Source organism: Bradyrhizobium sp. Pa8 (assembly GCF_052588265.1).
On sequence record NZ_CP176767.1, the window covers coordinates 8026020 to 8050738 of the forward strand.

25 protein-coding genes and 1 tRNA gene are annotated in these 24719 nt (G+C 63.9%); 14 read left to right on the forward strand and 12 right to left on the reverse strand.

Annotated elements, in window-relative coordinates; all coding sequences use genetic code 11:
- Nucleotides 1–9: 9 nt before the first annotated feature.
- The 4 genes from ACKWRH_RS37990 to ACKWRH_RS38005 form a co-directional block, all read right to left on the reverse strand.
- Nucleotides 10–1620 (reverse strand): acyl-CoA synthetase, encoded by a 1611-nt coding sequence (locus tag ACKWRH_RS37990; protein ID WP_445217720.1) that lies wholly within the window; start codon nt 1618–1620, stop codon nt 10–12.
- 124 nt (nt 1621–1744) lie between these two features.
- Nucleotides 1745–2887, reverse strand: coding sequence for an epoxide hydrolase family protein (locus ACKWRH_RS37995; RefSeq protein WP_445217721.1), 1143 nt, complete (start codon nt 2885–2887; stop codon nt 1745–1747).
- A 127-nt stretch (nt 2888–3014) separates the two neighbouring features.
- Nucleotides 3015–3470, reverse strand: a complete 456-nt coding sequence (locus ACKWRH_RS38000; RefSeq protein WP_445217722.1) for a GatB/YqeY domain-containing protein — start codon at nt 3468–3470, stop codon at nt 3015–3017.
- Between the two features lie 33 nt (nt 3471–3503).
- Nucleotides 3504–4232 (reverse strand): alpha/beta fold hydrolase, encoded by a 729-nt coding sequence (locus ACKWRH_RS38005; RefSeq protein ID WP_445217723.1) that lies wholly within the window; start codon nt 4230–4232, stop codon nt 3504–3506.
- Between the two features lie 146 nt (nt 4233–4378).
- Here ACKWRH_RS38005 and carA point away from each other — a divergent pair, with 146 nt between their 5' ends.
- Together carA and ACKWRH_RS38015 are read left to right on the forward strand one after the other, a co-directional pair.
- Complete coding sequence (carA, locus tag ACKWRH_RS38010; protein ID WP_445217724.1) at nt 4379–5569, forward strand: glutamine-hydrolyzing carbamoyl-phosphate synthase small subunit; 1191 nt, start codon at nt 4379–4381, stop codon at nt 5567–5569.
- Nucleotides 5570–5709: 140 nt separating this feature from the next.
- Complete coding sequence (locus tag ACKWRH_RS38015; RefSeq protein ID WP_445217725.1) at nt 5710–6231, forward strand: cupin domain-containing protein; 522 nt, start codon at nt 5710–5712, stop codon at nt 6229–6231.
- Between the two features lie 120 nt (nt 6232–6351).
- Here the strand turns inward: ACKWRH_RS38015 and ACKWRH_RS38020 are convergent, their stop codons facing one another.
- Nucleotides 6352–6876 carry a Dps family protein gene (locus ACKWRH_RS38020; protein WP_063985503.1) on the reverse strand — a complete coding sequence of 175 codons (525 nt, stop codon included), beginning with the start codon at nt 6874–6876 and terminating at the stop codon, nt 6352–6354.
- 115 nt (nt 6877–6991) lie between these two features.
- Between ACKWRH_RS38020 and ACKWRH_RS38025 the strand changes: the two genes are divergently transcribed.
- Complete coding sequence (locus ACKWRH_RS38025; RefSeq protein ID WP_445217726.1) at nt 6992–7693, forward strand: class I SAM-dependent methyltransferase; 702 nt, start codon at nt 6992–6994, stop codon at nt 7691–7693.
- 54 nt (nt 7694–7747) lie between these two features.
- Nucleotides 7748–7823 (forward strand) — tRNA-OTHER (locus tag ACKWRH_RS38030).
- Nucleotides 7824–7958: 135 nt separating this feature from the next.
- On the opposite strand, the gene ACKWRH_RS38035 is transcribed toward ACKWRH_RS38030, so the two are convergent.
- Nucleotides 7959–8330 (reverse strand): ArsR/SmtB family transcription factor, encoded by a 372-nt coding sequence (locus ACKWRH_RS38035; protein WP_445217727.1) that lies wholly within the window; start codon nt 8328–8330, stop codon nt 7959–7961.
- 112 nt (nt 8331–8442) lie between these two features.
- Here ACKWRH_RS38035 and ACKWRH_RS38040 point away from each other — a divergent pair, with 112 nt between their 5' ends.
- The 3 genes from ACKWRH_RS38040 to greA all read left to right on the forward strand — a co-directional run bounded on the left by ACKWRH_RS38040 (nt 8443) and on the right by greA (nt 13906).
- Nucleotides 8443–9612, forward strand: coding sequence for an MFS transporter (locus tag ACKWRH_RS38040; protein WP_445217728.1), 1170 nt, complete (start codon nt 8443–8445; stop codon nt 9610–9612).
- 144 nt (nt 9613–9756) lie between these two features.
- The gene (carB, locus tag ACKWRH_RS38045) at nt 9757–13221 is read left to right on the forward strand and encodes a carbamoyl-phosphate synthase large subunit (protein WP_445217729.1); all 3465 of its coding nucleotides are present in this window, start codon (nt 9757–9759) and stop codon (nt 13219–13221) included.
- Nucleotides 13222–13432: 211 nt separating this feature from the next.
- On the forward strand, nt 13433–13906 hold the full coding sequence (gene greA, locus ACKWRH_RS38050) for a transcription elongation factor GreA (protein ID WP_007596674.1): 474 nt from the start codon (nt 13433–13435) through the stop codon (nt 13904–13906).
- A gap of 116 nt (nt 13907–14022) precedes the next feature.
- Here the strand turns inward: greA and ACKWRH_RS38055 are convergent, their stop codons facing one another.
- Nucleotides 14023–14502, reverse strand: a complete 480-nt coding sequence (locus tag ACKWRH_RS38055) for an Lrp/AsnC family transcriptional regulator (protein ID WP_028150670.1) — start codon at nt 14500–14502, stop codon at nt 14023–14025.
- Between the two features lie 265 nt (nt 14503–14767).
- On the opposite strand from ACKWRH_RS38055, the gene trxB reads away from it, so the two are divergent.
- From trxB to ACKWRH_RS38075, 4 genes are all read left to right on the forward strand, one after another.
- Nucleotides 14768–15733 (forward strand): thioredoxin-disulfide reductase, encoded by a 966-nt coding sequence (gene trxB, locus ACKWRH_RS38060; protein ID WP_445217730.1) that lies wholly within the window; start codon nt 14768–14770, stop codon nt 15731–15733.
- A 5-nt stretch (nt 15734–15738) separates the two neighbouring features.
- Nucleotides 15739–16662 (forward strand): LysR family transcriptional regulator, encoded by a 924-nt coding sequence (locus tag ACKWRH_RS38065; RefSeq protein WP_027534296.1) that lies wholly within the window; start codon nt 15739–15741, stop codon nt 16660–16662.
- 464 nt (nt 16663–17126) lie between these two features.
- Nucleotides 17127–18035 carry a 4-hydroxy-tetrahydrodipicolinate synthase family protein gene (locus ACKWRH_RS38070; protein WP_445217731.1) on the forward strand — a complete coding sequence of 303 codons (909 nt, stop codon included), beginning with the start codon at nt 17127–17129 and terminating at the stop codon, nt 18033–18035.
- A 114-nt stretch (nt 18036–18149) separates the two neighbouring features.
- Nucleotides 18150–18320 (forward strand): hypothetical protein, encoded by a 171-nt coding sequence (locus ACKWRH_RS38075; protein ID WP_445217732.1) that lies wholly within the window; start codon nt 18150–18152, stop codon nt 18318–18320.
- A 6-nt stretch (nt 18321–18326) separates the two neighbouring features.
- Here the strand turns inward: ACKWRH_RS38075 and ACKWRH_RS38080 are convergent.
- Nucleotides 18327–19275 (reverse strand): IS630 family transposase gene (locus ACKWRH_RS38080; protein WP_445215585.1). Its coding sequence is split into 2 segments (ribosomal slippage): nt 18327–18938 and nt 18940–19275, totalling 948 coding nucleotides; the frame shifts between segments, so codons are not numbered across the junction.
- A gap of 436 nt (nt 19276–19711) precedes the next feature.
- Between ACKWRH_RS38080 and ACKWRH_RS38085 the strand changes: the two genes are divergently transcribed.
- Nucleotides 19712–19858 carry a hypothetical protein gene (locus tag ACKWRH_RS38085; protein ID WP_014492080.1) on the forward strand — a complete coding sequence of 49 codons (147 nt, stop codon included), beginning with the start codon at nt 19712–19714 and terminating at the stop codon, nt 19856–19858.
- Nucleotides 19859–19933: 75 nt separating this feature from the next.
- On the opposite strand, the gene ACKWRH_RS38090 is transcribed toward ACKWRH_RS38085, so the two are convergent.
- Together ACKWRH_RS38090 and ACKWRH_RS38095 are read right to left on the reverse strand one after the other, a co-directional pair.
- Nucleotides 19934–20611, reverse strand: a complete 678-nt coding sequence (locus ACKWRH_RS38090) for a ParA family protein (protein WP_028150667.1) — start codon at nt 20609–20611, stop codon at nt 19934–19936.
- 434 nt (nt 20612–21045) lie between these two features.
- Complete coding sequence (locus ACKWRH_RS38095) at nt 21046–21381, reverse strand: hypothetical protein (protein WP_445217733.1); 336 nt, start codon at nt 21379–21381, stop codon at nt 21046–21048.
- A 445-nt stretch (nt 21382–21826) separates the two neighbouring features.
- Between ACKWRH_RS38095 and ACKWRH_RS38100 the strand changes: the two genes are divergently transcribed.
- Nucleotides 21827–22771, forward strand: coding sequence for an AEC family transporter (locus ACKWRH_RS38100; RefSeq protein ID WP_445217734.1), 945 nt, complete (start codon nt 21827–21829; stop codon nt 22769–22771).
- A 24-nt stretch (nt 22772–22795) separates the two neighbouring features.
- On the opposite strand, the gene tenA is transcribed toward ACKWRH_RS38100, so the two are convergent.
- Nucleotides 22796–23470: a thiaminase II gene (tenA, locus tag ACKWRH_RS38105; protein WP_445217735.1), complete on the reverse strand. Its 675-nt coding sequence runs from the start codon at nt 23468–23470 to the stop codon at nt 22796–22798.
- A gap of 209 nt (nt 23471–23679) precedes the next feature.
- Nucleotides 23680–24246, reverse strand: coding sequence for a DUF4126 domain-containing protein (locus ACKWRH_RS38110; RefSeq protein WP_445217736.1), 567 nt, complete (start codon nt 24244–24246; stop codon nt 23680–23682).
- Between the two features lie 35 nt (nt 24247–24281).
- On the opposite strand from ACKWRH_RS38110, the gene ACKWRH_RS38115 reads away from it, so the two are divergent.
- A complete protein-coding gene (locus ACKWRH_RS38115; protein ID WP_445217737.1) occupies nt 24282–24707 on the forward strand; it encodes a hypothetical protein in 426 nt (141 codons plus the stop codon).
- Nucleotides 24708–24719 lie beyond the last annotated feature (12 nt).

The window sequence follows — 24719 nt, forward strand, 5'->3', positions numbered from 1 at the left end:
TGAAAGAGCCTAACCCCGTGCCCGCAGCTCGCGCCGCAGCACCTTGCCCGTCGCCGTCATTGGCAATGTCTCCGCGAACTCCACGAAGCGCGGATATTCGTGGGCGGCGAGTTGCACCTTCACGAACTCCTGGATCTCGCGCGCGAGCGTGTCGCTTGCCGCGAAGCCGGGACGCAGCACGATCCAGGCCTTGATCGATTCGGTGCGGATCGGATCGGGGATGCCGACCACCGCCGCCATCGCCACCGACGGATGCTTCATCAGCGTGTGCTCGATCTCGGACGGGCCGACGCGGTAGCCGGCGGTGGTGATGACGTCGTCCTCGCGGCTGACATACCAGAAATAGCCGTCCTCATCCCGGGTACCGAGATCACCGGTCAGCAGGAATTCGCCGGCATATTTCTTCGCCGTCGCGTCCGGATTGCGCCAGTATTCGAGCATCGTGCACGGGCACGGCTGGCGCACGCCTATGATGCCGCGCTGTCCCGTCGGCAGCTCCTCGCCCTTGTCGTTGACGATGCAGACGTCGAAGCCCGGCGTCGCCTTGCCCATCGAACCCGGACGGATCGGAAACAGGTTCGAGTTGCTACCGATCACGAGGTTGCACTCGGTCTGGCCGAACACTTCATGCGCGTCGATGCCGAACGTCTCGCGCACCCAGCCGAGCAGCTCGCCGCCGAGAGATTCACCACCCGTGAAAATGCTGCGCAGCTTGACGCCGGAATGCTTCACGCCGGCCTGCCGCATCAGCTTCAGCGCGGTCGGCGGCAGGAAGACGTTGCGGACACCGAGGTCGGCCATCATCTGCATCGCCGCCTGCGGCTCGAACTTTCGCGCGCGGTGACCGACCAGGGGGATGCCGTGATACCAGAACGCGAACAGGCCGTTGACGAGGCCGCCGATCCACGCCCAGTCCGCCGGCGTCCACATCAGATCGCCGGGGCGCGGCAGGAAGTTGTGGCACATCTCGACATTCGGCAAGTGGCCGAGCACAACGCGATGCGCATGCAGCGCGCCCTTCGGATTGCCTGTCGTGCCTGACGTGTAGATGATCAGGGCGGGGTCATCGGCGGAGGTGTCGACGGTCGCAAAGTCCTCGGACGCGGTTTCGATCGCCGACCAGAACGGTTTTGCGCCGGCATGGACCGCGCCGCTCGTGATATAGATGTCCTGCAAATAGGGCAGCCGATCGCGGACCTTCGTGAGCTTCTCCCAGCCCGCTTCATCAGTGATGATGGCTCTTGCTTGCGAGTTCGACAGGCGGAATTCCAGCGCGTCCTCGCCGAACAGCGCGAACAGCGGGATCGAGATCAGCCCGGAGCGGAACGCGGCCATGTGCGCGATCGGCAGCTCCAGCGACTGCGACAGGAACACCGCGACGCGGTCGCCGCGCGCAAGCCCATCGGCCTTCAGCACATTGGCGAAGCGGCGCGACATCTCCGCGACCTCGTCGAACGAGGTGCGCGTGGTTGCGCCATTCTCGTCGACATAGACCAGCGCGAGGCGGCCCGTGCCGTCGGCATGGCGGTCGCAGCACGCTTCCGCCATGTTGAAGCGCGCCGGGACGTCCCAGCGGAAGTTGCGATAGAGCTCGTCGTAGGTTGCGGCTTCGGTGAGCATGGTCGTTTCCCGGCAGCATCGTCATGGCCGGGCTTGTCCCGGCCGTGCACGTTCTTGTTTGAACCAGAGTTTAAGCGCGTGGGTGCCCGGGACAAGCCCGGGCATGGCGACGCGGGGGCATCCCCTAACGGCGCACCGTCCGGAAGAATTTCCTGACGTCGCCAACATACAGCTCCGGCTGCTCGAATGCGGCGAAATGCCCGCCCTTCTCCATCTCGCTCCAGTGCGTGATGTTAGGAAAGTTCGGCTCCATCCAGCGCCTGACCGGCGTGATGATCTCCTTGGGGAACACGGCGACGCCGGTCGGCACCTTCACGACCGGGGTCGTTCGGCGCCTGCCAAAACTCTCCCAATAGAGCCGTGCGGAGGAGGTCGCCGTCTCCGTTGCCCAATAGAGCATGACGTTGTCGAGCAGCTCGTCCTTGTCAAAAATGTTTTCGGGATGGCCGTTGCAATCGGTCCAGGCCCAGAATTTTTCCAAAATCCAGGCCGCCTGCCCGCTCGGCGAATCCGTCAGGCCATAGCCGAGCGTCTGCGGCCGCGTCGATTGCTGCTTGGAATAGCCGGAATCGAGATCGACATAATGCTTCAGGCCGGCGAGCGCGCGCTTCTCTTCCGCCGTCGGCTCGCCCTCGACCTTCGGCGCCGCGTTGAAGGCGAGCGTGATGTGAATGCCGGCGCAGTGCTCGGCGTCCTGCGCGCCCAGCGATGTCGTCACCGCCGAGCCCCAGTCGCCGCCCTGCGCACCGTAACGCGCGTAACCGAGCTGATCCATCAGCTTCGCCCACGTCGCGGCGATGCGGTCGACGCCCCAGCCGGTGGTCCTTGGCTTGGCGGAGAAGCCAAAGCCCGGCAGCGACGGGCAGATCACGTGAAAGGCATCCGCGGGATTACCGCCATGCGCGGCAGGATCGACCAGCGGCTCGATCACCTTCTGGAATTCGACGATGGACCCTGGCCAGCCATGGGTGATGATCAGCGGCAATGCCGACGGCTCCTTCGAGCGCGCATGCAGGAAGTGGATATCGAGCCCGTCGATCTCAGTGATGAACTGGTCGAAGCGGTTGAGCTTTGCCTCGCGGGCACGCCAGTCATAGCTGTTGGCCCAGTAGGCGCATATCTCCCGGATCCATTTCAGCGGCGCGCCCTGGCTCCAGTCGTCGACCAGCTCCGCCTCCGGCCAGCGCGTGCGGGCGAGGCGCGATTTGAGGTCGGTGAGGATGTCGTCGCTGATGGCGATGCGAAACGGTTTGATGGCGCCGGTCATCGTGCCTCCCCTTGTTCTTCTTGTCATTCCGGGGCGCGCGAAGCGCGAGCCCGGAATCCATTTCGCAACGGAGCAGGTGGCACGATGGATTCCGGGCTCGACGCTACGCGTCGCCCCGGAATGACGCCTAGCCCGTCAGCGCGGCCTTCACCAGGCCGCTGGCCTTGCCGAAATCCATCTGGCCGGCGTACTTCGCGCGCAACAGCGCGATCACCTTGCCCATGTCCTTCATGCCGGCAGCGCCGGTCTCGGCGATCGCGTCCGCGATCGCCTTCTTCACCTCGTCGTCCGACATCTGCTTCGGCAGATAGGCCGAGATCACCGCGATCTCCTCGCGCTCCTGGGCAGCGAGCTCGGCGCGGCCGCCCTTGTCGTAGAGTTCGACCGATTCCTGGCGCTGCTTGATCATCTTCTGAAACACGCCGAGCAGGTCGGCGTCCGACAGCGGCGGCTTGCCGTTGCCCCGCGCCTCGATGTCGGCGTTCTTGATGGTCGAGTTCACCATGCGCAGGGTGGACAGCTTGCGCTCGTCCTTGGCCTTCATGGCCTCCTTGACCGCGTTGTTGATGTCGTCGCGCAGCATGATCGTGATCCCTTCGAATATCCGAGGCCTGATCTAGGCCGTTCGCGGCCCTGAGACAACCGGGCTCCCCAGCCATTCGACCAGCGCCCGCGTCGTCGCCTCGGGCTGCTCCGGCTGCGGCAGGTGCCCGCAACGCTCGAGGATCACCAGTCTCGCGCCCGCTATGCCCTCCGCCATCTCCTTGGAGAACGCGTTCGGAATCGTGTTGTCCTGATCGCCTGTCAGCACCAGCGTCGGGCATTTGATTGTCGCCAGCGTCGGCCGTGAATCCACCCGCGCAATGATCGCGGTCTGCTGTCGCAGATAGCCTTCGACGCCGACGTCCTCGCCCTGCTCGTGCACGAGCTTTCGAATGCCGGCATCGTCGCGGCGCGAAGGATGCACCAGCTCCGGAAACATCTCCTCGCGCGCCGCGCGCAGCTCGCCGCGCCTCGCCCGTTCCATCAGGCCGCGGCGGCGCGCGGTCGCTTCCGGTGTATCGGGCCGGGCCTGGGTGTTGATCAGCGCGAGCTTCAAAACCCGCTCGGGCACCTGGCGCATGATCTCGAGCGCGATATAGCCGCCCATGGAGTGGCCGGCGAGCGCGAAGCGCGGCGGGGCCTCGCTCAGCACGCGCCGGGCGATCGCCGCCATGCTGTCGTCGCGGATATGGTTGGCAATCATCACCGGGCCGAACCGCCAGAGTGCGGGGACCACCGGGGCGTAGATCCGGGCCGAGGAGGCCAACCCCGGAACCAGCAGAAGCGGGGTGGTCTGGTCCATTATTGCCTCGCGAGCCCGGGAAATTGGCGGAAATTATCCTGCCAAGCTTAAGTGCCTGAGGAGACCTGTCAAATATGCAAAAACGCATGTGAATCGGCGCTTGTCTGCTTTGACGGCGGCGACGGCCCAGACTATGAACCGGGCTCATGACACAACATGACAACGATACCGCTTGGCCGGACCACAAACCGACCGCGCTCCTCGTGCTCGCCGATGGCACGGTGCTGGAAGGCTTCGGTCTCGGCGCCGAAGGCCATGCCGTCGGTGAGGTCTGCTTCAACACCGCGATGACCGGCTATGAGGAGATCCTCACCGATCCCTCCTATGCCGGCCAGCTCATCACCTTCACCTTCCCGCATATCGGCAATGTCGGTACCAACGAGGAAGACATCGAGACGGTGAACATGGCCGCGACGCCGGGCGCGCGCGGCGTGATTCTGCGCACCGCGATCACCGATCCCTCGAACTACCGCGCCACCAAGCACCTCGACCAGTGGCTGAAGGCACGCGGCATCATCGGCCTCTCCGGCATCGATACCCGCGCACTGACCGCGCTGATCCGCAGCAAGGGCATGCCCAATGCGGTGATCGCGCACGCCAGGAACGGCGAGTTCGACCTGCATGGCCTGAAGGAAGAAGCGCGCGAATGGCCGGGCCTCGAGGGCATGGACCTCGTGCCGATGGTCACCTCGGGCCAGCGCTTCACCTGGGACGAGACGCCCTGGCTGTGGGACAAGGGTTTTGGCCGCCAGGACAAGCCCGAGTTCAACGTCGTCGCCATCGACTACGGCATCAAGCGCAACATCCTGCGCCTGCTCGCCGGCGTCGGCTGCAAGGTGACGGTGGTACCGGCGACGACCTCATCGGAAGACATCCTGGCAATGAAGCCGGACGGCGTGTTCCTCTCCAACGGCCCCGGCGATCCGGCCGCGACGGGCAAATACGCGGTGCCGGTGATTCGGGACGTGATCAAGTCGGGCACGCCGACGTTCGGCATCTGCCTCGGTCACCAGATGCTCGGCCTTGCCGTCGGCGCCAAGACCAAGAAGATGCATCAGGGCCATCACGGCGCCAATCATCCCGTGAAGGACGAGACCACCGGCAAGGTCGAGATCACCTCGATGAACCATGGCTTTGCGGTGGACGAGGCGACGCTGCCGAAGGGCGCGACGCAGACCCATATCTCGCTGTTCGACGGCTCCAATTGTGGCATCCAGCTCGACGGCAAGCCGGTGTTCTCGGTGCAGTATCACCCCGAAGCCTCGCCGGGCCCGCGCGACTCGCACTATCTGTTCCAGCGCTTCGCGGATCTGATGCGGCAGAAGAAGAGCGCGTAACGCTGGCTCTCCTGCAATTGCCTTGACGACATCGAGCCCGGGCCTTGACCCGGGCTCCTGTCATTCCGGGCTCGACGCTGCGAGGAACGTCGTCTCACGCCCCTCGTTAATTCCTGCTACGCTCACGCAGGAGCCCTGCCATGCCCGTTGTCAGCGACAATGCCGAGCCACGCGCCATCGTGTTCGAAGATGACGGGCTCGTGCCGAACAACATCCTTCCCTTCCTGGTCTATCAGGGTGCGGTGAAGCTCGATTCCAGGCGTCCCGAGGAGACCATCGAAAACCTGTTCGAAGCGAATAGCTGGGGCGGCACGTGGCGCAACGGCGTCTACGACTATCTGCACTATCACGCGACGGTGCATGAGGTGCTCGGCGTCGCGCGCGGAAGTGCCCGCGTGCGCTTCGGCGGCGATCACGGCCAGGAGCTGGAGATCAAGGCGGGCGACGTCGCGATTCTGCCGGCCGGCACGGGGCATCAGTGCATCAGCGCGAGCAGTGATTTCTGCATCATCGGCGCCTATCCGCCGGGATCGAAGATGGTGGTGACGCGGGCAACGCCGGAGAACCATGCCAGGGCACTGAAGACGATTCCCGAGGTCGCGCTGCCGCCGGCCGATCCGGTGACGGGCAAGGACGGGGCGTTGATGCGGCTGTGGCGGTAGCGACAAGCGCGGTGCTGTAGGGTGGGTTAGCCGAAGGCGTAACCCACCACTGTCTACATCCGCGGAAGCAGAAGAAGTGGGTTACGCTGCGCTAACCCACCCTATGCAGTCGCGTACTCCTTACGCCTCGTTGCCGCCTTCCTGGCGGGTGGCCTCGAACAGGAACCACGTCCGGCGCTCGGTCTCGTCGATGAAGTTTTCGAGGATGCTGGCGCTGGCGACATCGCCGGCGTCATCGCAGACCTCGTGTGCCTTGCGCATCGCGCTCGCGACGTGCTTGTTGTCCTGCATCAGCTCGCGCAGCATCTCGCGCGGCGGGACGTAGTCCTCGTTGTTGTCCTTGATGGTCTGGAGCTTGGCGACCTGTCCGATCGACTTCAGCGTGGTGCCGCCGATCTTGCGGACGCGTTCGGCGAGCTGGTCGGTGGTGGCGAAGATCTGGTCGGACTGCTCGTCGAGCAGCAGATGATAGTCGCGGAAATGCCGGCCGCTGATGTGCCAGTGGAAATTCTTGGTCTTCAGATAGAGCGCGAACGCATCGGCCAGAAGCACGTTGAGCGCCTCAGAGACCTTCTTGACCCCATCGGGCGACAGATCGGTGGGGGTATCGAGATCGGGCGAGACCTTGGTGGGGGCTTTGCTCACGGGAAACCTTCCTGTTAGGACGCGGACATTGACGGCGCGCCGTCGCACCCCTAACGCAAGGCGGGCAGCGCCGGTTCCTTGACAGGAACCGTTTGGCCGGGACCTACGAAATACCATGGACGATTGGATCGATTACTACGACTCCACGCATACGATCTATGTCAGCAAGCTGCATCGCGACTTGCACTTCCAGATCATCGCGCGGGACATCATCGGCTACATCTCATCGCCCGAGGCGACCGTGCTCGACTATGCCTGCGGCGAGGCGCTGTCGGCGAGCCAGGTGGCCGCGGCCTGCGGCAAGCTGATTCTCGCCGAGCCCGCCCCCGGCGTGCGTGGCCGGCTGATCGCGCGATTTGCCCCGAACACCAAGATCCGCGTCCGCTCACTCGACGACGTCCGCAAAATGCAGGACCAGTCGATCGACCTCGCGGTGATGAACTCGGTCGCGCAATACATGACGCCGGACGAGCTCGATGCCGCGCTTGTCAGCATCCGGCGATTGCTGACCCCGTCCGGCAAGCTCGTGCTCGGAGATATCTTGCAGCCCAATGTCGGCATGTTCAGGGATGTGATGGCGCTGCTCAGCTTCGGCCTGCGTCACGGCTTCCTGAAGGACGCGCTGATCGGGCTGATCAGCACCGCGCTGTCAGATTACCGTCATCTGCGCACGCGCATCGGGCTTCAGCGCTATAGCGAGGACGAGATCGTCGCCAAGCTGACCGCGGCCGGCTTCGCTGCCCAGCGCGCCCACACCAATATCGGCCATAATCGCTGGCGCATGACCTTCATCGCGCGGCCGCCTCTGGTCCGTTAAGCATAATGACTGCCCGAGGTGGCTTGTCGCACGCCGATCGGCAATGATCGCGACGGCCCGGTGGCGGAAGCGTCTACGCGAGGGCGGTGCAACGCTCTTCATCCTGGTTCAAATCCAGGCCGGGTCTCCACGCTTCGCCCCTGTGGGGCTACGCGTGGCGCAGCCACGCAAGGCCCGAAGGGGCGCAGCGTGTCCGGCGTAGCTGTAGCGAAGCGAAAGCGAAGACGGACGGGATCTCAGCCGTCTGCGCGCAACCCTCTCAACTTCAATCCACTTCGACCGTTTCGCACTCGGACAGCAGCTGTAGCCGGTCGGCATCCTTGGCTGCGGAGCTGAGGACAGCATCGAGCAGCCCCGGAAAGCGCCCATCCAGATCCTCGCGGCGGAGCCGCATGAAGCGGTTGGTGCCCGCCACGCGCGTCAGCATCAGGCCGCATTCGCGCAGCTTGGCGAAATGGTAGGCGAGGTTGGATTTGCCGGCGAGGCCGCTGAAGTCGCCACAGCAGAGCTCACTGCTGACACGTTCCTGCCGGGCGAGCTGATAGACGATGGCCAACCGGATCGGATCGCTCAGGCAATCCAGAACCATCGGCAGCTCGATCTGCTCGCGGGTGGGATGAAGGGGTGCACGGCTCATGGTCCGGAATCATAGCAAACTGGCCACGATGTTCAATAGTTCTTGAACCAATTGACATCTCAGCCGTCGCATTCAATAGTTCAATAAATGTTGAACAAAGGGATATCGTCCAATGAGCGTGTTCTGGCTGGCTCTCGCGGCCTTCGCGATTGGTACCGAAGGCTTTGTCATTGCAGGGCTTTTGCCGTCGATCGCCACCGATCTTTCGATTTCCGTCCCGGCCGCCGGTCAATTGGTCACCGCCTACGCCCTCACCTACGCGGTGGGTTCGCCGATCCTGGCGGTGACGCTGAACAATATCGACCGCCGCACCGTGCTGGCCCTGGCGCTATCGACCTTCATCGCCGGAAATCTCGCCGCGACGCTGGCTTCCAGCTACGCCCTGCTGCTGGCCTCCCGCATGCTGATGGCGCTGGGCTCCGGACTGTGCATGCCGACGGCGCTTGCCGTATCGGTGGCCGTCGCCGCGCCCGAACGGCGCGGCCGCGCGGTGGCGCTGGTCACCTCGGGCCTCACGGTTGCCACCGTGATCGGCGTCCCGCTCGGCAATCTCGTCGGCAGCCTGCTCGGCTGGCGCGCGACCTTTGCCATGGTGGCCCTGATCGGCGCGGTTGCGCTTGCCGGCCTGCTGCTTGGCTTGCCCCGCGGCCTGCCGCGCAACACCGCCTCGCTCAGCGAACGGCTGGCGGTGGCGCGTCACAGCAATGTCGTGATCGCGCTTCTGATCACGATCTTATGGGCGCTCGGCGGCTTCACCGTGTTCACCTATTTCGCCGTCCCGTTGCGCGGCCTCGGCTTCGACGCCGCGCAGATCAGTCTCGCGCTGCTGGTGTTCGGCGGCGCCGCCGCCATCGGGAACATGATGGGCGGTGTCCTGGCCGACCGGCTCGGCACGCTCGCCACCGCAGGCCTCGGGCTCGCCGGCATGGCGAGCGCCCTGATCCTGCATTCGCTGGTCCTGAAGCTGATGCCCGGACAGGCGCATTATGCAGTGCTGGGCGCGATCTTCCTCTGGGGCGTCTCGGGCTGGGCGTTCTATCCGGCTCAGATCGCCAGCATCATCCGGATCGAGCCGCAGGCCTCGATGATCGCACTCTCGCTCAACGCCTCCGCCATGTATCTCGGCTTCGCCATCGGCGGGGCCCTGGGCGGCGCGGTGCTGGCCACGCTCTCGCCGACCGACCTTGGCTGGATCGGCGGATCGAGCGTTGCGGCCTCGCTGCTGGTGCATCTCGCCCGTGGCTGGCAGGCACGTCCAAAACCCGTCAAAATTGCCGGTTGATGGGCGTTTTTCGGGGTTTCGCCGCCCCGAAAACTGGTCTAAGACCCACCCGCGCGCGAGGGAGACCAACGCGCTCTCGGCCACAGGGGACGCGCAACAAGCGCGCCCTTTTTTTGTGCCTAAATTCCACTTCGGCGAGAGTTGATGCCCAAACGTACAGACATCACCACCATCCTGATCATCGGCGCCGGTCCCATCGTGATCGGCCAGGCCTGCGAGTTCGACTATTCGGGCACGCAAGCGGTGAAGACGTTGAAGGAGGAGGGCTATCGCATCGTCCTCGTCAATTCCAACCCGGCCACCATCATGACCGACCCGGAATTGGCCGACGCCACCTACATCGAGCCGATCACGCCCGAGATCGTCGCCAAGATCATCGAGAAGGAACGTCACGTCATTCCCGGCGGCTTCGCGCTGCTGCCGACCATGGGCGGACAGACCGCGCTGAACTGCGCACTGTCGCTGCGCCGGCAGGGCACTCTGGAAAAGTTCGACGTCGAGATGATCGGCGCGACCGCGGACGCGATCGACAAGGCGGAAGACCGTCAGCTGTTCCGCGAGGCCATGACCAAGATCGGGCTTGAGACGCCAAAGTCGCGGCTCGCCAACGCGTCCGAGTTGAAGAAGTCCTTCCGCGACAAGCACCGGGCCGAACGCGAGAAGCTGTCGGGTGCCGCCCTCGAGGAACACGAACGGCAATGGGTGCTCGGCGAAAGCGACCGCCGCAAGCGCTACCAGGAATATGCGCTCGGCCAGGCGCTGATGGCACTGTCCGAGATCGGCCTGCCCGCAATCATCCGCCCCTCCTTCACGATGGGCGGCACCGGCGGCGGCATTGCTTACAACAAGGAAGAGTTCCTCGACATCATCGAGCGCGGGCTCGACGCGTCTCCCACCAACGAAGTACTGATCGAAGAATCCGTGCTCGGCTGGAAAGAGTACGAGATGGAGGTCGTGCGCGACAAGAAAGACAATTGCATCATTGTCTGCTCGATCGAGAACCTCGATCCGATGGGCGTGCACACGGGCGACTCCATCACGGTCGCACCGGCGCTCACGCTGACCGACAAGGAATACCAGATCATGCGCGACGCCTCGCTGGCGGTGCTGCGCGAGATCGGCGTCGAGACCGGCGGCTCCAACGTGCAGTTCGGCGTCAATCCCGAAGACGGCCGCATGGTCGTGATCGAGATGAATCCGCGCGTGTCGCGGTCGTCCGCACTGGCCTCCAAGGCCACCGGCTTCCCGATCGCCAAGGTCGCAGCCAAGCTCGCGGTCGGCTACACGCTGGACGAGATCGCCAACGACATCACCGGCGGCGCGACGCCGGCCTCGTTCGAGCCGACCATCGACTACGTCGTCACCAAGATTCCGCGCTTCGCCTTCGAGAAATTCCCGGGCGCATCGACCACGCTGACCACGTCGATGAAGTCGGTCGGCGAAGTGATGGCGATCGGCCGTACCTTCCAGGAGAGCCTGCAGAAGGCGCTGCGCGGACTCGAGACCGGCCTGACCGGGCTCGACGAGATCGAGATCGAGGGGCTAGGCCAGCACGACGACAAGAATGCGATCCGTGCCGCGCTCGGCACGCCGACGCCGAACCGGCTGCTGCAGGTCGCCCAGGCCATGCGGCTCGGCTGGTCGAACGAGGACATCTTCAACTCCTGCAAGATCGATCCGTGGTTCCTCAGCGAGATGCGCGGCATCGTCGACATGGAGGAGAAGGTCCGGAAGAACGGCCTGCCGGGCAACGCCTTCGGCATGCGCACGCTCAAGGCCATGGGCTTCTCCGATGCGCGGCTCGCTGTGCTCGCCGAAACGACGGAAGCTGACGTGACGGCGAAGCGCCACGCGCTCGGTGTCCGCCCCGTCTACAAGCGCATCGACACCTGCGCGGCCGAGTTCGCGTCGCCGACCGCCTACATGTATTCGACCTATGAGGCGCTGTTTGCGGGCGCGCCTGCGGACGAGAGCTCGCCGTCGGACAAGAAGAAGGTCATCATCCTCGGTGGCGGGCCCAACCGGATCGGTCAGGGCATCGAGTTCGACTATTGCTGCTGTCACGCCTGCTTCGCACTGCATGACGCCGGTTACGAATCCATCATGGTCAACTGCAATCCCGAGACGGTGTCGACCGACTACGACACCGCCGACCGGCTCTATTTCGAGCCGCTCACCGCCGAGGACGTGCTGGAGATCATCGCGAAGGAGCGCACCAACGGCACGCTGCACGGCGTGATCGTGCAGTTCGGCGGCCAGACCCCGCTGAAGCTGGCGCGTGCGCTGGAAGCCGCCGAAGTGCCGATCCTCGGCACTTCGCCCGACGCCATCGACCTTGCCGAAGACCGCGACCGCTTCAAGCGCGTGCTCGACAAGCTCCGGCTGAAGCAGCCGAAGAACGGCATCGCCTATTCGGTCGAGCAGGCGCGCCTGGTCGCAACCGATCTCGGCCTGCCACTGGTGGTGCGCCCGTCCTACGTGCTCGGCGGCCGCGCGATGCAGATCATCCGCGAGGAGAACCAGCTCAGCGATTATCTGCTCGGCACGCTGCCGGAGCTGGTGCCGGCCGACGTCAAGGCGCGCTACCCGAACGACAAGACCGGGCAGATCAACACCGTGCTCGGCAAGAACCCGCTGCTGTTCGACCGCTATCTATCCGACGCCACCGAGATCGACGTCGACTGCCTCTGCGACGGCAAGGACACCTTCATCGTCGGCATCATGGAGCACATCGAGGAAGCCGGCATCCATTCCGGCGATAGCGCCTGCTCGCTGCCTCCGCATTCGCTCGACGCGAAGATGATCGAGGAGCTGGAGCGGCAGACGCGTGAGCTGGCGCTCGGCCTCGACGTCGTCGGCCTGATGAATGTGCAGTACGCGATCAAGGACGGCGAGATCTACGTGCTCGAAGTCAACCCGCGCGCCTCCCGCACGGTGCCCTTCGTCGCCAAGGTGGTCGGCACGCCGGTCGCCAAGATCGCAGCGCGCATCATGGCCGGCGAGAAGCTCGCCGACTTCAAGCTGAAGAAGGCGGACTTCAAGCATGTCGGCGTGAAGGAATCGGTGTTTCCGTTCGCCCGCTTCCCCGGCGTCGACACGGTGCTCGGCCCCGAGATGCGCTCGACCGGCGAGGTCATGGGCATCGACAGCTCCTTCGCGGTGGCATTTGCCAAGAGTCAGCTCGGCGGCGGCACGCGGGTGCCGCGCAAAGGCACGGTGTTCGTCTCGGTTCGCGAGAGCGACAAGACGCGCATCGCCGAGGCCGTTCGCGAATTGCATTCGCTCGGCTTCAAGGTGCTGGCGACATCGGGCACGGCGCGCTTCCTGACCGATCAGGGCATCCCGACCGAGAGGGTCAACAAGGTGCTTGAGGGACGGCCGCACATCGTCGATGCCATCACCAATGGCGATGTCCAGCTCGTCCTCAACACCACCGAAGGCCCGCAGGCGCTCGCCGACAGCCGCTCGCTGCGGCGCGCGGCCCTCTTGCATAAAGTGCCGTATTACACCACTCTTTCCGGGGCCGTGGCGGCCGCGCAGGGCATCCGCGCCTATCTGGGCGGGGACCTTGAGGTTCGGACCCTGCAGAGCTACTTTTCGGAAACCTGATCGCTAGTGGCGGCTAGGCTGCCGGTAAGTGATTGGCAATGAAGCCACAATGGCCGGAGGAACTGCCCGGGCATTGTGGTTGTTCTGTTCCGGCGCCAGACCCACATAACGCTCCGGCGGCGGCGTGTTTAGCCCCCCGGACATACTGACGAATCAAGGTTGCCGCGCCCTCTGTTTTCGTGGGGCGCGCGATCGAAGGACGAGAGAAGAGATGGAAAAGGTTCCGATGACAGCGGGCGGCTTTGCCGCGCTCGGGGAAGAATTGAAGAAGCGCCAGTCCGAGGACCGTCCGCGCATCATCGAGCATATTGCGGAAGCGCGCTCGCACGGCGACCTGTCGGAAAACGCGGAATATCATGCCGCGAAGGAAGAGCAGTCCCACAATGAGGGCCGCATCGCCGAGCTCGAGGACAAACTCGCGCGCGCCGATATCATCGATATTTCCAAGCTGTCCGGCGACACCATCAAGTTCGGCGCCACCGTGACGCTGGTCGATGAGGACACCGAGAAGAAGACGGTGTGGCAGATCGTCGGCGAGGTCGAGGCCGACGCCAAAAAGGGCCGCATCTCCATCACCTCGCCGCTCGCGCGCGCGCTGATCGGCAAGAAGAAGGGTTCGACTGTCGAGGTCAACGCCCCCGGCGGCGCCAAGGCGTATGAGATCACCAAGGTGGAGTGGCGGTAAGCATTTGCCGCTACGTATGATGTTTCGAAAAGGCCGCGCACTGCGCGGCCTTTTGTTTCGGGGTATTGCCGGGTGCTGTGTGCCTCCCCCCGTAAGAACGGGGAGAGAGAGAAGACTTACCTTCTTCCCTTCACATCAAGCGGCACGGCCGCCTCGTATTTCGAATTATGCAGCACCAGCGACGTCCGCACGTTACGCACATGGGGCGCGGCGGTGAGGTGCGTCACGAAATCCTGGAAGGTGGCCATGTCGGGCGCGACGCATTTCAGGATGAAATCGACCTCGCCCGACAGCATCCAGCATTCCCGCACCAGGGGCTCGGCGCGGACGAACTCCTCGAAGGCGCGCAAATCCGCCTCGGCCTGGCTGGACAGGTGCACCGCGGCGAACACGGTGACGTCGAAGCCGAGCTTGCGGGCGTCGAGCAGGCCACGATAACCATGGATATAGCCCTCCTCCTCCAGCGCGCGGACGCGGCGGAGGCAAGGTGGCGGCGAGATGCCGACGCGCTTGGCCAGCTCGACATTCGTGATTCGACCGTCGGCCTGGACCTCGGTGAGAATTTTCAGGTCGATCTCGTCTAGGTTCCGCGACACGTGATTGGAACTCCTGGCCTTTGCGGCTGTATTGGTGGATTTGACGCAATCCTCATAGCCAGTCCGCAGCCATTGCGCAATTTTATTGCGCGTGCAGCGCAATCGACTTTTGTTCCCTGTTGGAAAAATCCGCCGATAGGGAATGCAATTCTTGCATAGCTCACCAGAAGGCTTAGATTAGCTCTGATATTTCAGCGCTTCCGCGAGGCCTCCCGGCACGTTCCGCACCCGCGCTGCAGATCCCCCGTGAAAGGCGTCCGTCAAAATGTCTGCCACTGTTCATGCAAAGGTCGTCATTATTGGCTCCGGCCCCGCCGGTTACACGGCGGCAATCTACGCCGCGCGCGCAATGCTCGAGCCGATCCTGATCCAGGGGATCCAGGCGGGCGGCCAGCTCACCATCACCACCGACGTCGAGAACTATCCGGGCTTCGCCGACGTGATCCAGGGCCCCTGGCTGATGGAGCAGATGGAGAAGCAGGCGGTCCATGTCGGCACCAAGATCGTCTCCGACCTGGTCACCAAGCTGGAGACTATGCAGCGGCCGTTCCGCCTCACCTGCGACAGCGGCGACGTCTATCTCGCCGACACCGTCATCCTCGCCACCGGCGCGCAAGCGCGCTGGCTCGGGCTGCCGTCGGAAACGAAATTCCAGGGCGGCGGCGTGTCGGCCTGCGCCACCTGCGACGGCTTCTTCTACCGCAACAAGGAAGTCGTGGTGGTCGGCGGCGGCAATACCGCGGTCGAGGAAGCCCTCTACCTCACCAACCATGCCTCGCAGGTCACCATCGTGCATCGTCGCGATCACTTCCGCGCCGAACGCATCCTGCAGGAGCGTCTGTTCAAGCACCCGAAGATCAAGGTGGTCTGGGACTCGGCTGTTGACGAGATCTGCGGCACCGAGAACCCGAACAAGGTCACCCATCTGCGACTGAAGAACGTCAAGACCGGTGCCTTGACCGATGTGCGGACCGACGGTGTCTTCATCGCCATTGGACACGCGCCGGCGACCGAACTCGTGAAGGATCAGGTCAGGCTGAAACGGTCGGGCTATGTCGAGGTCGCCCCGAACTCGACCGCCACCTCGGTGCCCGGCCTGTTCGCCGCCGGCGACGTCGCCGACGAGACCTATCGTCAGGCCGTGACGGCCGCCGGCCTCGGCTGCATGGCAGCTCTCGAAGCCGAACGTTTCCTGGCCCTGCGCGCCAGCGAGCGCGCTGCAGCGGAATAAAGATCATGCCTCGAACACGCGACGGATTTACGGATATGGATTGGGACAAGCTGAAGGTGTTTCACGCGGCGGCGGAAGCGGGCAGCTTCACGCATGCGGGCGAGCAGCTCGGCCTGTCGCAATCGGCGGTGTCCCGCCAGGTCTCGGCACTGGAGCAGGAGCTCTCGGTCTCGCTGTTCCACCGCCACGCCCGCGGCCTGATCCTCACCGAGCAGGGCGACCTGCTGTTCCGCACCGCGCATGACGTGTTCATGCAGCTGCAGGCAGCGCGCGCCAAGCTGACCGACAGCCGCGAGCGGCCGAGCGGCGACCTCAAGATCACCACCACGCCCGGCGTCGGCATCAACTGGCTGATCCCGCGGCTCGGCGAATTCACTGCGCTCTATCCGGAGATCCGGATCTCGCTGATCGTCACCGACGAGGAGCTCGACCTGTCGATGCGCGAGGCGGACGTCGCGATCCGCACCCGCAAGCCGACGCAGCCGGATCTCATCCAGCGCAAGCTGTTCGCGATGGGCTTCCACGCCTATTGCTCGCCGGATTACATCAAGCGCTTCGGCACGCCGCGCACGCTCGAGGAGCTCGACTCTCACCGCATCATCACGCTGTCCGACGGCAACTTCGCGCCGCATCTTCAGAACCGCAACTGGCTGGTCGAAGCCGGCCGCAACGGCTCTGGTCCGCGCGAGGCCTATTTCAGGGTGAACAACATTCTCGGCCTCGTCCGCGCCTGCCAGCAGGGCCTCGGCATCGCGGCGCTGCCGGACTATCTGATCGAAGAGCAGAGCCGCCTGGTGCAGCTGTTCGGAGAATCGGATTCGATCCAGCTCGACACTTATTTCGTCTATCCCGAGGAGTTGAAGACGGTCGCGCGCGTGCAGGTGTTCCGCGACTTCGTGGTGAGCAAGGCGCAGCGCTGGCCTTCCTGATTTCCGCATGTCTGACATGCGGCTTGGACGGTTGCTGCATGGCGCTCGTCGAGCCCATACTGCTTGCACGCTGAGCCTTCGCGTTGCGCATTTGTCCCCCTCCTCCAGTGGCGCGGGAGTTCAGTAATCCCTCTTGGAAGGTGATTGTGTCGGCCTCACGTGGCCAATACCTTAAGCCGGGCTCGCTTGAGCCCGGCTTTTTTTCTGTCCCGTTCGAGTATCGCGTTCCGCGTGTATTGACAGTTCCACGTACACCCCGCATCATTTGCCAATGATCACGAAGTCGTGCGCAATCTCATTCAAGGCAGTCGCCTCGAAAAAAGGCCCCTATCCGGGGACCTCGGATTTTTGCGCGCGCTAACACAGCTTCGTCATCGCAAGCAAATCCCGAAAACCCCGCCGCCTGGACGGGGTTTTTTCATGTGCCCTCCGTCTCAGGTTTTTTCCCGAGAAGGAGATGGAACATGACCGGCCTACACGATCATTTGCACGGACTCTGGCTGCCGCTGGTGACGCCGTTTCGCGACGGCGCTCTCGACGAGAGGTCGCTACGGCGCCTGACGCGACATTACAGCGGACAGGCCGTCGACGGCTTCATCCTCGGGGCGACCTCCGGCGAAGGCATGACGCTGCGCGCGGCCGAGCTTGAACGCCTCGTCGCCATCGTGCGCGACGAGATGACGGCGGGGCGCCGCAGCATTCCGATCTGCCTCGGACTGTCGGGCGCGGACACCTCGCGGCTGAAGGAACGCCTCGACGAGACCGCGGACTGGCCGATCGACGGCTATCTGATCGCGAGCCCCTATTATGTGCGGCCCTCGCAGCGCGGGCTCCTGGCTCATTTCGAAGCCCTTGCCGATCACGCCGCCTGGCCGATCGCGCTCTACAACATCCCGTATCGCACCTCGGTCAACATCACCAACCAGACGCTGCTGCGGCTTGCCGAGCATCGGAACATCGTCGGGCTGAAGGATTGCGGCGCGAACCGCGAGCAATCCATCGCGCTCCTGCGCGACAGGCCGAAGGGCTTTCGCGTGCTCACCGGCGAGGATGCGAACTATTTTGAGGCGCTCACCGACGGCGCCGACGGCGGCATCGTGCTGTCCGCCCATGTCGAGACCGCGACGTTTGCGGCCGTGCATGCCGAGGTGAAGCGAGGCAACCACGACGCGGCGCAAGCGCGTTGGCGCGAGGTCGCCGAGCTGACGCGCCTGTTGTTCACCGAGCCGAGCCCCGCGCCGGCGAAGTACTGGCTGTGGCGGTGCGGCCTGATCGACAGCCCCGAAGTGCGCCTGCCGATGGTGGAAGTGAGCAGCGAGCTCGCAGCCCAGATCGACCGCGAAATCGAGCGACGAATGAAAGTCGCCGCGTAGCGCCACCGCTTCCTCTCTTCACACGCATGCTGCCACCCCCTTCTCCCCGTGCGGGAGAGGGAAGGCAGCGTCGTGTCCGCTCGACACCATCTCAATCCGGAAAGAGATCGACCTATGGACATTCGTCAGTGGCGCGAAGCGCTGAAGGCGGCATGGCAACGCGTTTCATATGCCAGCGAGTTATCCGACTGGCTGCGGCGCGATATCGGATTGACCGCGGATGAGGTGAAATCGCGCGCGGACTACATCGACGAGATCAGAAGGAAATACAGTGAGTGGGTCTAGAGCGTTTCACATTTTGACTGAAGCATAACCGGCGTTGGCGAAGTAGTTGGCGCATTCGCGAGGCTGGATGTCGTGGACGAGGTGACCGATGTGGCGCCAAGTGTCCTCGATGGTGCGCTTCTGAGCTTGCCGCATCCAGTGTTTGATCTTGGAGAAGGCCTGTTCGATCGGGTTGAGGTCGGGCGAGTATGGCGGCAGGTACCAGAGCCTGGCGCCAGCAGCCTGGATCATCTGCCTGACAGCTTTCGACTTGTGGCTTCCGAGATTGTCGAGAATGACGATGTCGCCTTCGCGCAGGGTTGGCAGGAGAAGGTGCTTCACATAAGCGCGGAAGCATTCGCCGTTGATCGGGCCGTCGAAGACGCAGGGTGCCGTGAGTTGGTCATGACGGAGCGCGCCGAGGAATGTGAGGGTACGCCAGTGACCGTGTGGGGCGAAGCCGCGCAGGCGTGCCCCTTTGGGGCCCCAGCCCCGCAAAGGGGCCATGTTGGTCTTGATCCAGGTCTCATCGATGAAGACGAGCCGGCCCGGATCAAGTCCGGCCTGCCAGGATCGCCAACGCTGGCGCCTACGAGAGACGTCGGCGCGAGCCTGTTCGAGGGCGAACAGTGTTTTTTTTGAACCGCAGCCCTTCCCGACGCAGGAACAGCCAGACCGCGTTGTGTGAGACCTTGACCCCACGGGTTGCCAGTTCCGCCTTCAGACCATGCAGCGTCAGGTGCGGCGTCTGAGTGATCCGCTCGACGATGAAGGCGCGGTGCGGATCAAGCACAGGCTTGCGGTGACCGCCCATCTTGCCAGGCACAACCGAGCCGGTCGCCCGCTGCCGCTGTGACCACTTCACAACCGACGAGACCGCAACACCAAACCGTTCCGCCACAGACCGGCAGCTCTCGCCCGCCAAAACCGACGCCACCACACGCTCGCGAAGATCCAGGGAAAGAGGTCGGGTCATGCGATGCTGGCCTCCAATCCAGTCAGCATCTTGAATCACAATCCGCCAAAAACCGGAATCCCCTCCGATTCCATTAAGCAATGAAAGGCTCTAGCGGCGGCGCGAGTCCTTCACCCTCCCCTGGAGGGGGAGGGTCGATCGCGCGAAGCGCGAGCGGGGTGGGGTGATCTCTCCGCTCGGGCACTGTTCGATGCTGAGAGACTGTCACCCCACCCCGCTAGGCATTTCGCTTCGCGCAATGCCTAGCGACCCTCCCCCTCCAGGGGAGGGTAAGAACGCGCCCCGTCGTTAACCCAGCGCTGACGCGCGCACCGCGCCGGCATGGTTAATCCGTGGTAGCACCTGTGTTCGAATGCGCCCGAAATTGCGACCCGGAATCTTAAAACATCCCGGCTATCACTAGCGCCCATAAGCGAAGAAATCGCGGGGGCGTTTTGTGAATATCCAGAATGAAGTGGCGTCGCATTACGACGCCGGACAGCAGAGCTTTACCACCGAGGACATTCTCTGGGCCGCCGGCATCTGGTCGGTGATCCTGACGCTCTCGCCGGTCATCGTGTTCTACATGCTGATGGTGGCGTAACTCGTCTCCACCGGACCAAAACGCAAAACGCGCGGACTTCCGCGCGCTTTCCGTCCGGGGATTGATTAATGAAAATTATGCCGCCTGCTTGTGCATTGCGCCGGACGCCGACGCCGTGCCGCGAATAGCCTTCACTGAACGCTCGATCGCCGCCCACAGCCTTGCGATTTCCTGGGCCGCACGGCTCTCGGCCTGATACTCGCGCGCGCCTTCGCCGTGGCTGAGCGCCATCAGCAAATCCGAACGGTTGGTGATCTGGCCGCCCCACACCGGAGCGCGGAATTTCGCCAGCGCCTCGCGGGCGATAGTGACGATCGGGCTTTCGGACTCGTCGCGGCGCGCCGGCGCACCGTTGAGCACGACCGCGTAGGGCTTGCGCGCCGCGCGGCACATCTGGATGGTTTCCTGCACCGCGTTGACGTCGAACACGCCGGGACGCGCCGGAATGACCACCATGGTCGCGTTCTTGATCGCGTCGTCGACGACGGCCGACAGATTCGGCGGCGTGTCGATCAACACCCATTCATAACCGTCGCGCTTGGCAGCGGAGACGATGCCGCTGACCGAGTTCACGGCAGCCTTGATCGGCGGCTCGTTGGTGCCGCGCAGCTTGTGCCACAGCGTGAGCGAGCCCTGCGGATCCGCGTCCACGAGCATGACCTGCTTGCTCGCCTTGATCTGCGCGGCAAGATGTGCGGCGAGGGTACTCTTGCCCGAGCCGCCTTTACGCGATGCAAAAACAATAACGTTCATACCCTTGGCCTCCAGATTGACCCCAGGTCACGAAAATGAATCACCGCGCTGATTCGGGAAAGAAAAATTTATCGGCAGTTGCCTCAGCGCCACGAAATAACAAGACGTGTTGGCTTTTGAGTCACACTGCGTCGCGCGACCAGGATACCAATCGCAACGAAACGCCCTTCACGTCGGCAATCCCACGCTTTTTCGGCAGCAACGCGGGAAAAAACGGAATGCAACCTCGCCGGGTAAACCCTCTCGCGACTCTTTTCCATCGAACGCGCTGGTAATTGTCGCAGGCGTCCGCACAAGGAGGCGAACAAAAGGAGTCCGGAGGCTGGCGCGCAGCTGATGCCGGCAACGCACATGCTGGGGACGTCGACGCGACGGCGCTTCGCGCTGTTGACCTGACATGACGAGCTTCAAAGAAGGAACGCAGGGTCCCGCGCTCAGCTTTCGCTGGATTTCTTCTTCTTGGCCGTCTTCTGCGAAGGCTTGGTGCTCTTCTTGGCCGTCGACTTGCCGGCGCGGGCCTCGCCGGGCTCGGGTCCCTGCCGGAAGAACACTTTGCACTGCGGCGAGAGTTGCGCCTTCTTCTGGATCATGCAGGCGGTGATGGCATCGACGTTCGGAACGAACTCGCCGCACAGCCGCATCGCGTCCGGCGAGCAGGCCTGCTGCTCCTCCTGCGTGTAGGCGAAGCCGGCACCGGGATCGACCAGGACGGCGAGCGCAATGCCCGAGATCGCAGCAGCCAAGGATTTTTGAAAACGGAACGCCGGCATCGATCCCCCCAAATGTAGAGTCGAGGGAATAGTGGGTGAACGCGGGTTCATTGGCAACGAGGGGGAAGGCGAAAGCTCGGACGTGTGCGGTCTCGGCAACAGGGTGCGGCACCAGCCACACTCTCAGGTGTCGTCGCCCGGCTTGACCGGGCGACCCAGTATTCCAGAGACGTCTGACGTCCCCCGAGGGGCCGCTGCGTACTGGATCCCCCGCTTTCGCGGGGGATGACGGCGGTGGGCGAGGTTCGACCGGGTGCCGGCCCCAAACCAAAACCGCGAAAACAACCCCATGCACAGTAGCGAAGCCCATGCGAACACTACGAATTCGCAATCGCTTCTTGCGGATTTTACGAAATCGATTTGACCCGTCGGGCAAAACAGTGGCATGATGGCATGATCGAGGACGTGGGGTGGTCGTGTGATGTCCCCGTGAGGTGAGGACTGCATGGCCACCGTGTTGATCGTCGCGCCGGTGTTCGCCCTGATCGCGGCCGGCTATGCGTCGGTGCTGTTTCGCTTCGTCACAGAGACCGCGCACAAGGGCATCTCCGAATTCGCCTTCAGCATCGCGATTCCCGCGCTGCTGTTCCGCACCATCGTCGTGTCGGAATTCCCCGCTGTCAGCCCCTGGCGGATGTGGGGCGCCTATTACGGCGCGCTCGCCGTCACCTGGATCGCGGCGCTGGCGCTCTCGGCCCTGCTGCGCGAGCGGCGCGAGGACCGCGAGGACGGCGTCGTATTCGCGATCGGCTCGGTCTACGGCAACATCGTGATGCTCGGCATTCCGCTCGTGCTCTCGGCGCTCGGCAACGAGGCCGCAGGCCCGATGTCGCTGATCCTGTCGGTGAACACGCCGCTGCTCTGGCTCTGCGGCATCCTGCAGATGGAGCTTGTCAGCCGCAAGCGGACGGGCTCGGTCCTGTCGGTCATCCGCCCAGTGCTCGCGGATCTCGCGCGCAACCCGCTGATGCTGGCGATCGGCTTTGGCGTGGTCTGGCGTTTTACCGGCCTCGGTCTCAACCTCGTCGTCGACAGAACGATCGAGCTGCTCGCGCAGGCGGGTTCGCCGGCGGCGCTGATCGCGCTCGGCATCAATCTGTTCCGGTTCGAGGTGAAGGGCGAGATGTTGAGTGTCGTGGTGATGAGCGCGCTGAAGCTGCTGGCGATGCCGGCGGCGGCGTTCGTGCTGGCCAAGCTGCTCGGTCTGCCTCCGGTCGCGGCCGGCGTGATCGTGCTGTTCGCGGCGATGCCGACCGGCGCGAACGCGTACATCTTCGCGGCGCAGTATCAGCGGCTGGTGAACCCGGTGTCGGGAGCGGTGGCGCTGGGGACGCTACTGGCGGCGGTGACGTTGCCGGTGGTGGTGGTGATCGTGGCGGGGGTGAGGTAGTGCGCCTGACGATTGCCGAGACCGCTATTCGACGCGCTGGCCCGCGCGCCAGGCCATCTCCCAGAAGTCTGCCTCGAGTCGGGTGGCTTCCTTGAAGATCGCAATCAGCTCGGCCTCGCGGGCCGGCGTGGCGTAGAGATCGGCGAGATGCTCCATATGCGCCCGCGCTTTGGCAGCGACCTCCTGGTACGGCACGCCGGCGTACTCGGCGATCCAGACGCGGTAGGCGTTCGTCGCAGCGTCCGCATCGGGGTGCGAGGCGAGCCGCGTTGCGATCTCCGCGTACCCGATCACGCAGGGGGCAAGCGCCACCTTGAGTGCCAACAGATCGCCGCGCATTCCTGCGTCGAGCACGTAGCGTGTATAGGCCAGCATCTCGGCCGCCGGGGGGGTCTGTTCAAGGTCGGCCGGGGATAGACCCCAATCGGCACAGAGCTTCACATGCAGGTTCATCTCGACATCAAGGATGGCCGAAAGGCCGGCCGCTGCTTCACGCATGTCGGCAAGCTTGGGCGACTTGTAGACCGCGAGCGCGTACGCGCGAGCAAACTCGATGAGGAACAGGTAGTCTTGAACGAGATAGTGACGAAATGCCGCTTCGGGGAGCGAGCCGTCTGCCAATCCGTTCGTAAAGGGATGTTCGGTGTAGGCCCGCCACTCAACGGATGCTTCTGTCTTGAGACGCTCGAAGAAACTCACGATCTTTTCCGCCTGGCTTGTTTTTCCATGAACGTCTTTGGCTCGCTACCGATATCGCATTGCGAACCGAGGAGCTACAGCGACAACGCACAAAACTGGCTTTGAGCGTTGCGGATAGGGCCCTCCCCGCGTCGAAAGTTTGGTGCACTGTCACCGTAATTCGTGGTGATCGTGGCGGGGGCGAGGTAGCCGCACGAGCAGTCACGCGGTCATCCCGGTTGATCCGTGCGAGGAGCTGACCTCCGCAAGCGCAGGATCAAACGTATCGCCAACCAGAGCATCAGAACGACGAGCACGAAGGCGGCAACCGGCGCAGCCAGGGCAAGAAGCGACACGAGGAGTGCACCGCCCAGTTCGGCGGTCGCAACGGTTGAGTTGCCGAGGCCAGCCGTCATGACTGTCGACTTGGCCCGCACGGCCGCGGTGACGCCATGCACGATGCCGGCCGCGCCGCCGCCCGCGACGATGGCGGCCGTCCATTTCATCATCGGCGGAAGGTCTGCCATGGTCGCCGCTGAGAGGATGGCTCCGGCGATCACCGCGACAGGCGCGGCGATGACATCGAGCAAATTGTCCACGCCGGGAACGAAATGCGCACCAACCTCCAGGAGCGCGGCCACACCAAGCATCAGCATTGCAGCAGGTGTTCCAAGCCACGCGAAACCGTCGCCCAAAGGAAGCGAACCCGAGTAAGCGGCCACGCTGGCAACCAGCATCGGCAGGAACACACGGAAGCCCGTCGCGGCCGCAAGCCCGACACCGAGCGCAATCGACAACGCGAGATCGGAGTTCGACATGAGATCCCCAACGATTGTTGCGCTCGAATTTCCTCGAGAAGGCCAGACGTGATGCGGCCGAGGTCATTGGGATGAGAACGGCCATTGACGCAGATCGCAATGCGCAATCAGGCTACATCGCGGAGGATGAGCAAACCAAGCCAGAAATGTTGACGCAGCCGATCACTCTGCGCATTTCTTCCGCTGCGAGGTCAAAGACAAGGAGCATCGCAGTGATGGGCGTGCTCAAGCTTCTGGCGACGCCGGCAGTCGCGTTCGTGCCTGTTCGCGGCAATGCCGACCGGCGCGAAGGCGTATATTTTTGCGGTTCAGTACCGACGGCTGGTGAACCCGGTGTCGGGCGCTGTGGCGCTGGGGACGCTGCTGGCGGCGGTCACGTTGCCGGTGGTGGTGATGGTGGTGGCGGGGTCAAGAGACTTGTGCTCATGGATAAGGTATAGGGCTCAGGAAGG

Bases quoted from the DNA above. Each gene is read 5' to 3' on its own strand.
- ACKWRH_RS37990 (WP_445217720.1), bottom strand. From the start codon at position 1,620: ATGCTCACCGAAGCCGCAACCTACGACGAGCTCTATCGCAACTTCCGC.
- ACKWRH_RS37995 (WP_445217721.1), bottom strand. From the start codon at position 2,887: ATGACCGGCGCCATCAAACCGTTTCGCATCGCCATCAGCGACGACATC.
- ACKWRH_RS38015 (WP_445217725.1), top strand. From the start codon at position 5,710: ATGCCCGTTGTCAGCGACAATGCCGAGCCACGCGCCATCGTGTTCGAA.
- ACKWRH_RS38000 (WP_445217722.1), bottom strand. From the start codon at position 3,470: ATGCTGCGCGACGACATCAACAACGCGGTCAAGGAGGCCATGAAGGCC.
- carB (WP_445217729.1), top strand. From the start codon at position 9,757: ATGCCCAAACGTACAGACATCACCACCATCCTGATCATCGGCGCCGGT.
- carA (WP_445217724.1), top strand. From the start codon at position 4,379: ATGACACAACATGACAACGATACCGCTTGGCCGGACCACAAACCGACC.
- trxB (WP_445217730.1), top strand. From the start codon at position 14,768: ATGTCTGCCACTGTTCATGCAAAGGTCGTCATTATTGGCTCCGGCCCC.
- ACKWRH_RS38040 (WP_445217728.1), top strand. From the start codon at position 8,443: ATGAGCGTGTTCTGGCTGGCTCTCGCGGCCTTCGCGATTGGTACCGAA.
- ACKWRH_RS38075 (WP_445217732.1), top strand. From the start codon at position 18,150: ATGGACATTCGTCAGTGGCGCGAAGCGCTGAAGGCGGCATGGCAACGC.
- ACKWRH_RS38065 (WP_027534296.1), top strand. From the start codon at position 15,739: ATGCCTCGAACACGCGACGGATTTACGGATATGGATTGGGACAAGCTG.
- ACKWRH_RS38090 (WP_028150667.1), bottom strand. From the start codon at position 20,611: ATGAACGTTATTGTTTTTGCATCGCGTAAAGGCGGCTCGGGCAAGAGT.
- ACKWRH_RS38095 (WP_445217733.1), bottom strand. From the start codon at position 21,381: ATGCCGGCGTTCCGTTTTCAAAAATCCTTGGCTGCTGCGATCTCGGGC.
- ACKWRH_RS38070 (WP_445217731.1), top strand. From the start codon at position 17,127: ATGACCGGCCTACACGATCATTTGCACGGACTCTGGCTGCCGCTGGTG.
- ACKWRH_RS38100 (WP_445217734.1), top strand. From the start codon at position 21,827: ATGGCCACCGTGTTGATCGTCGCGCCGGTGTTCGCCCTGATCGCGGCC.
- ACKWRH_RS38035 (WP_445217727.1), bottom strand. From the start codon at position 8,330: ATGAGCCGTGCACCCCTTCATCCCACCCGCGAGCAGATCGAGCTGCCG.
- ACKWRH_RS38025 (WP_445217726.1), top strand. From the start codon at position 6,992: ATGGACGATTGGATCGATTACTACGACTCCACGCATACGATCTATGTC.
- ACKWRH_RS38005 (WP_445217723.1), bottom strand. From the start codon at position 4,232: ATGGACCAGACCACCCCGCTTCTGCTGGTTCCGGGGTTGGCCTCCTCG.
- greA (WP_007596674.1), top strand. From the start codon at position 13,433: ATGGAAAAGGTTCCGATGACAGCGGGCGGCTTTGCCGCGCTCGGGGAA.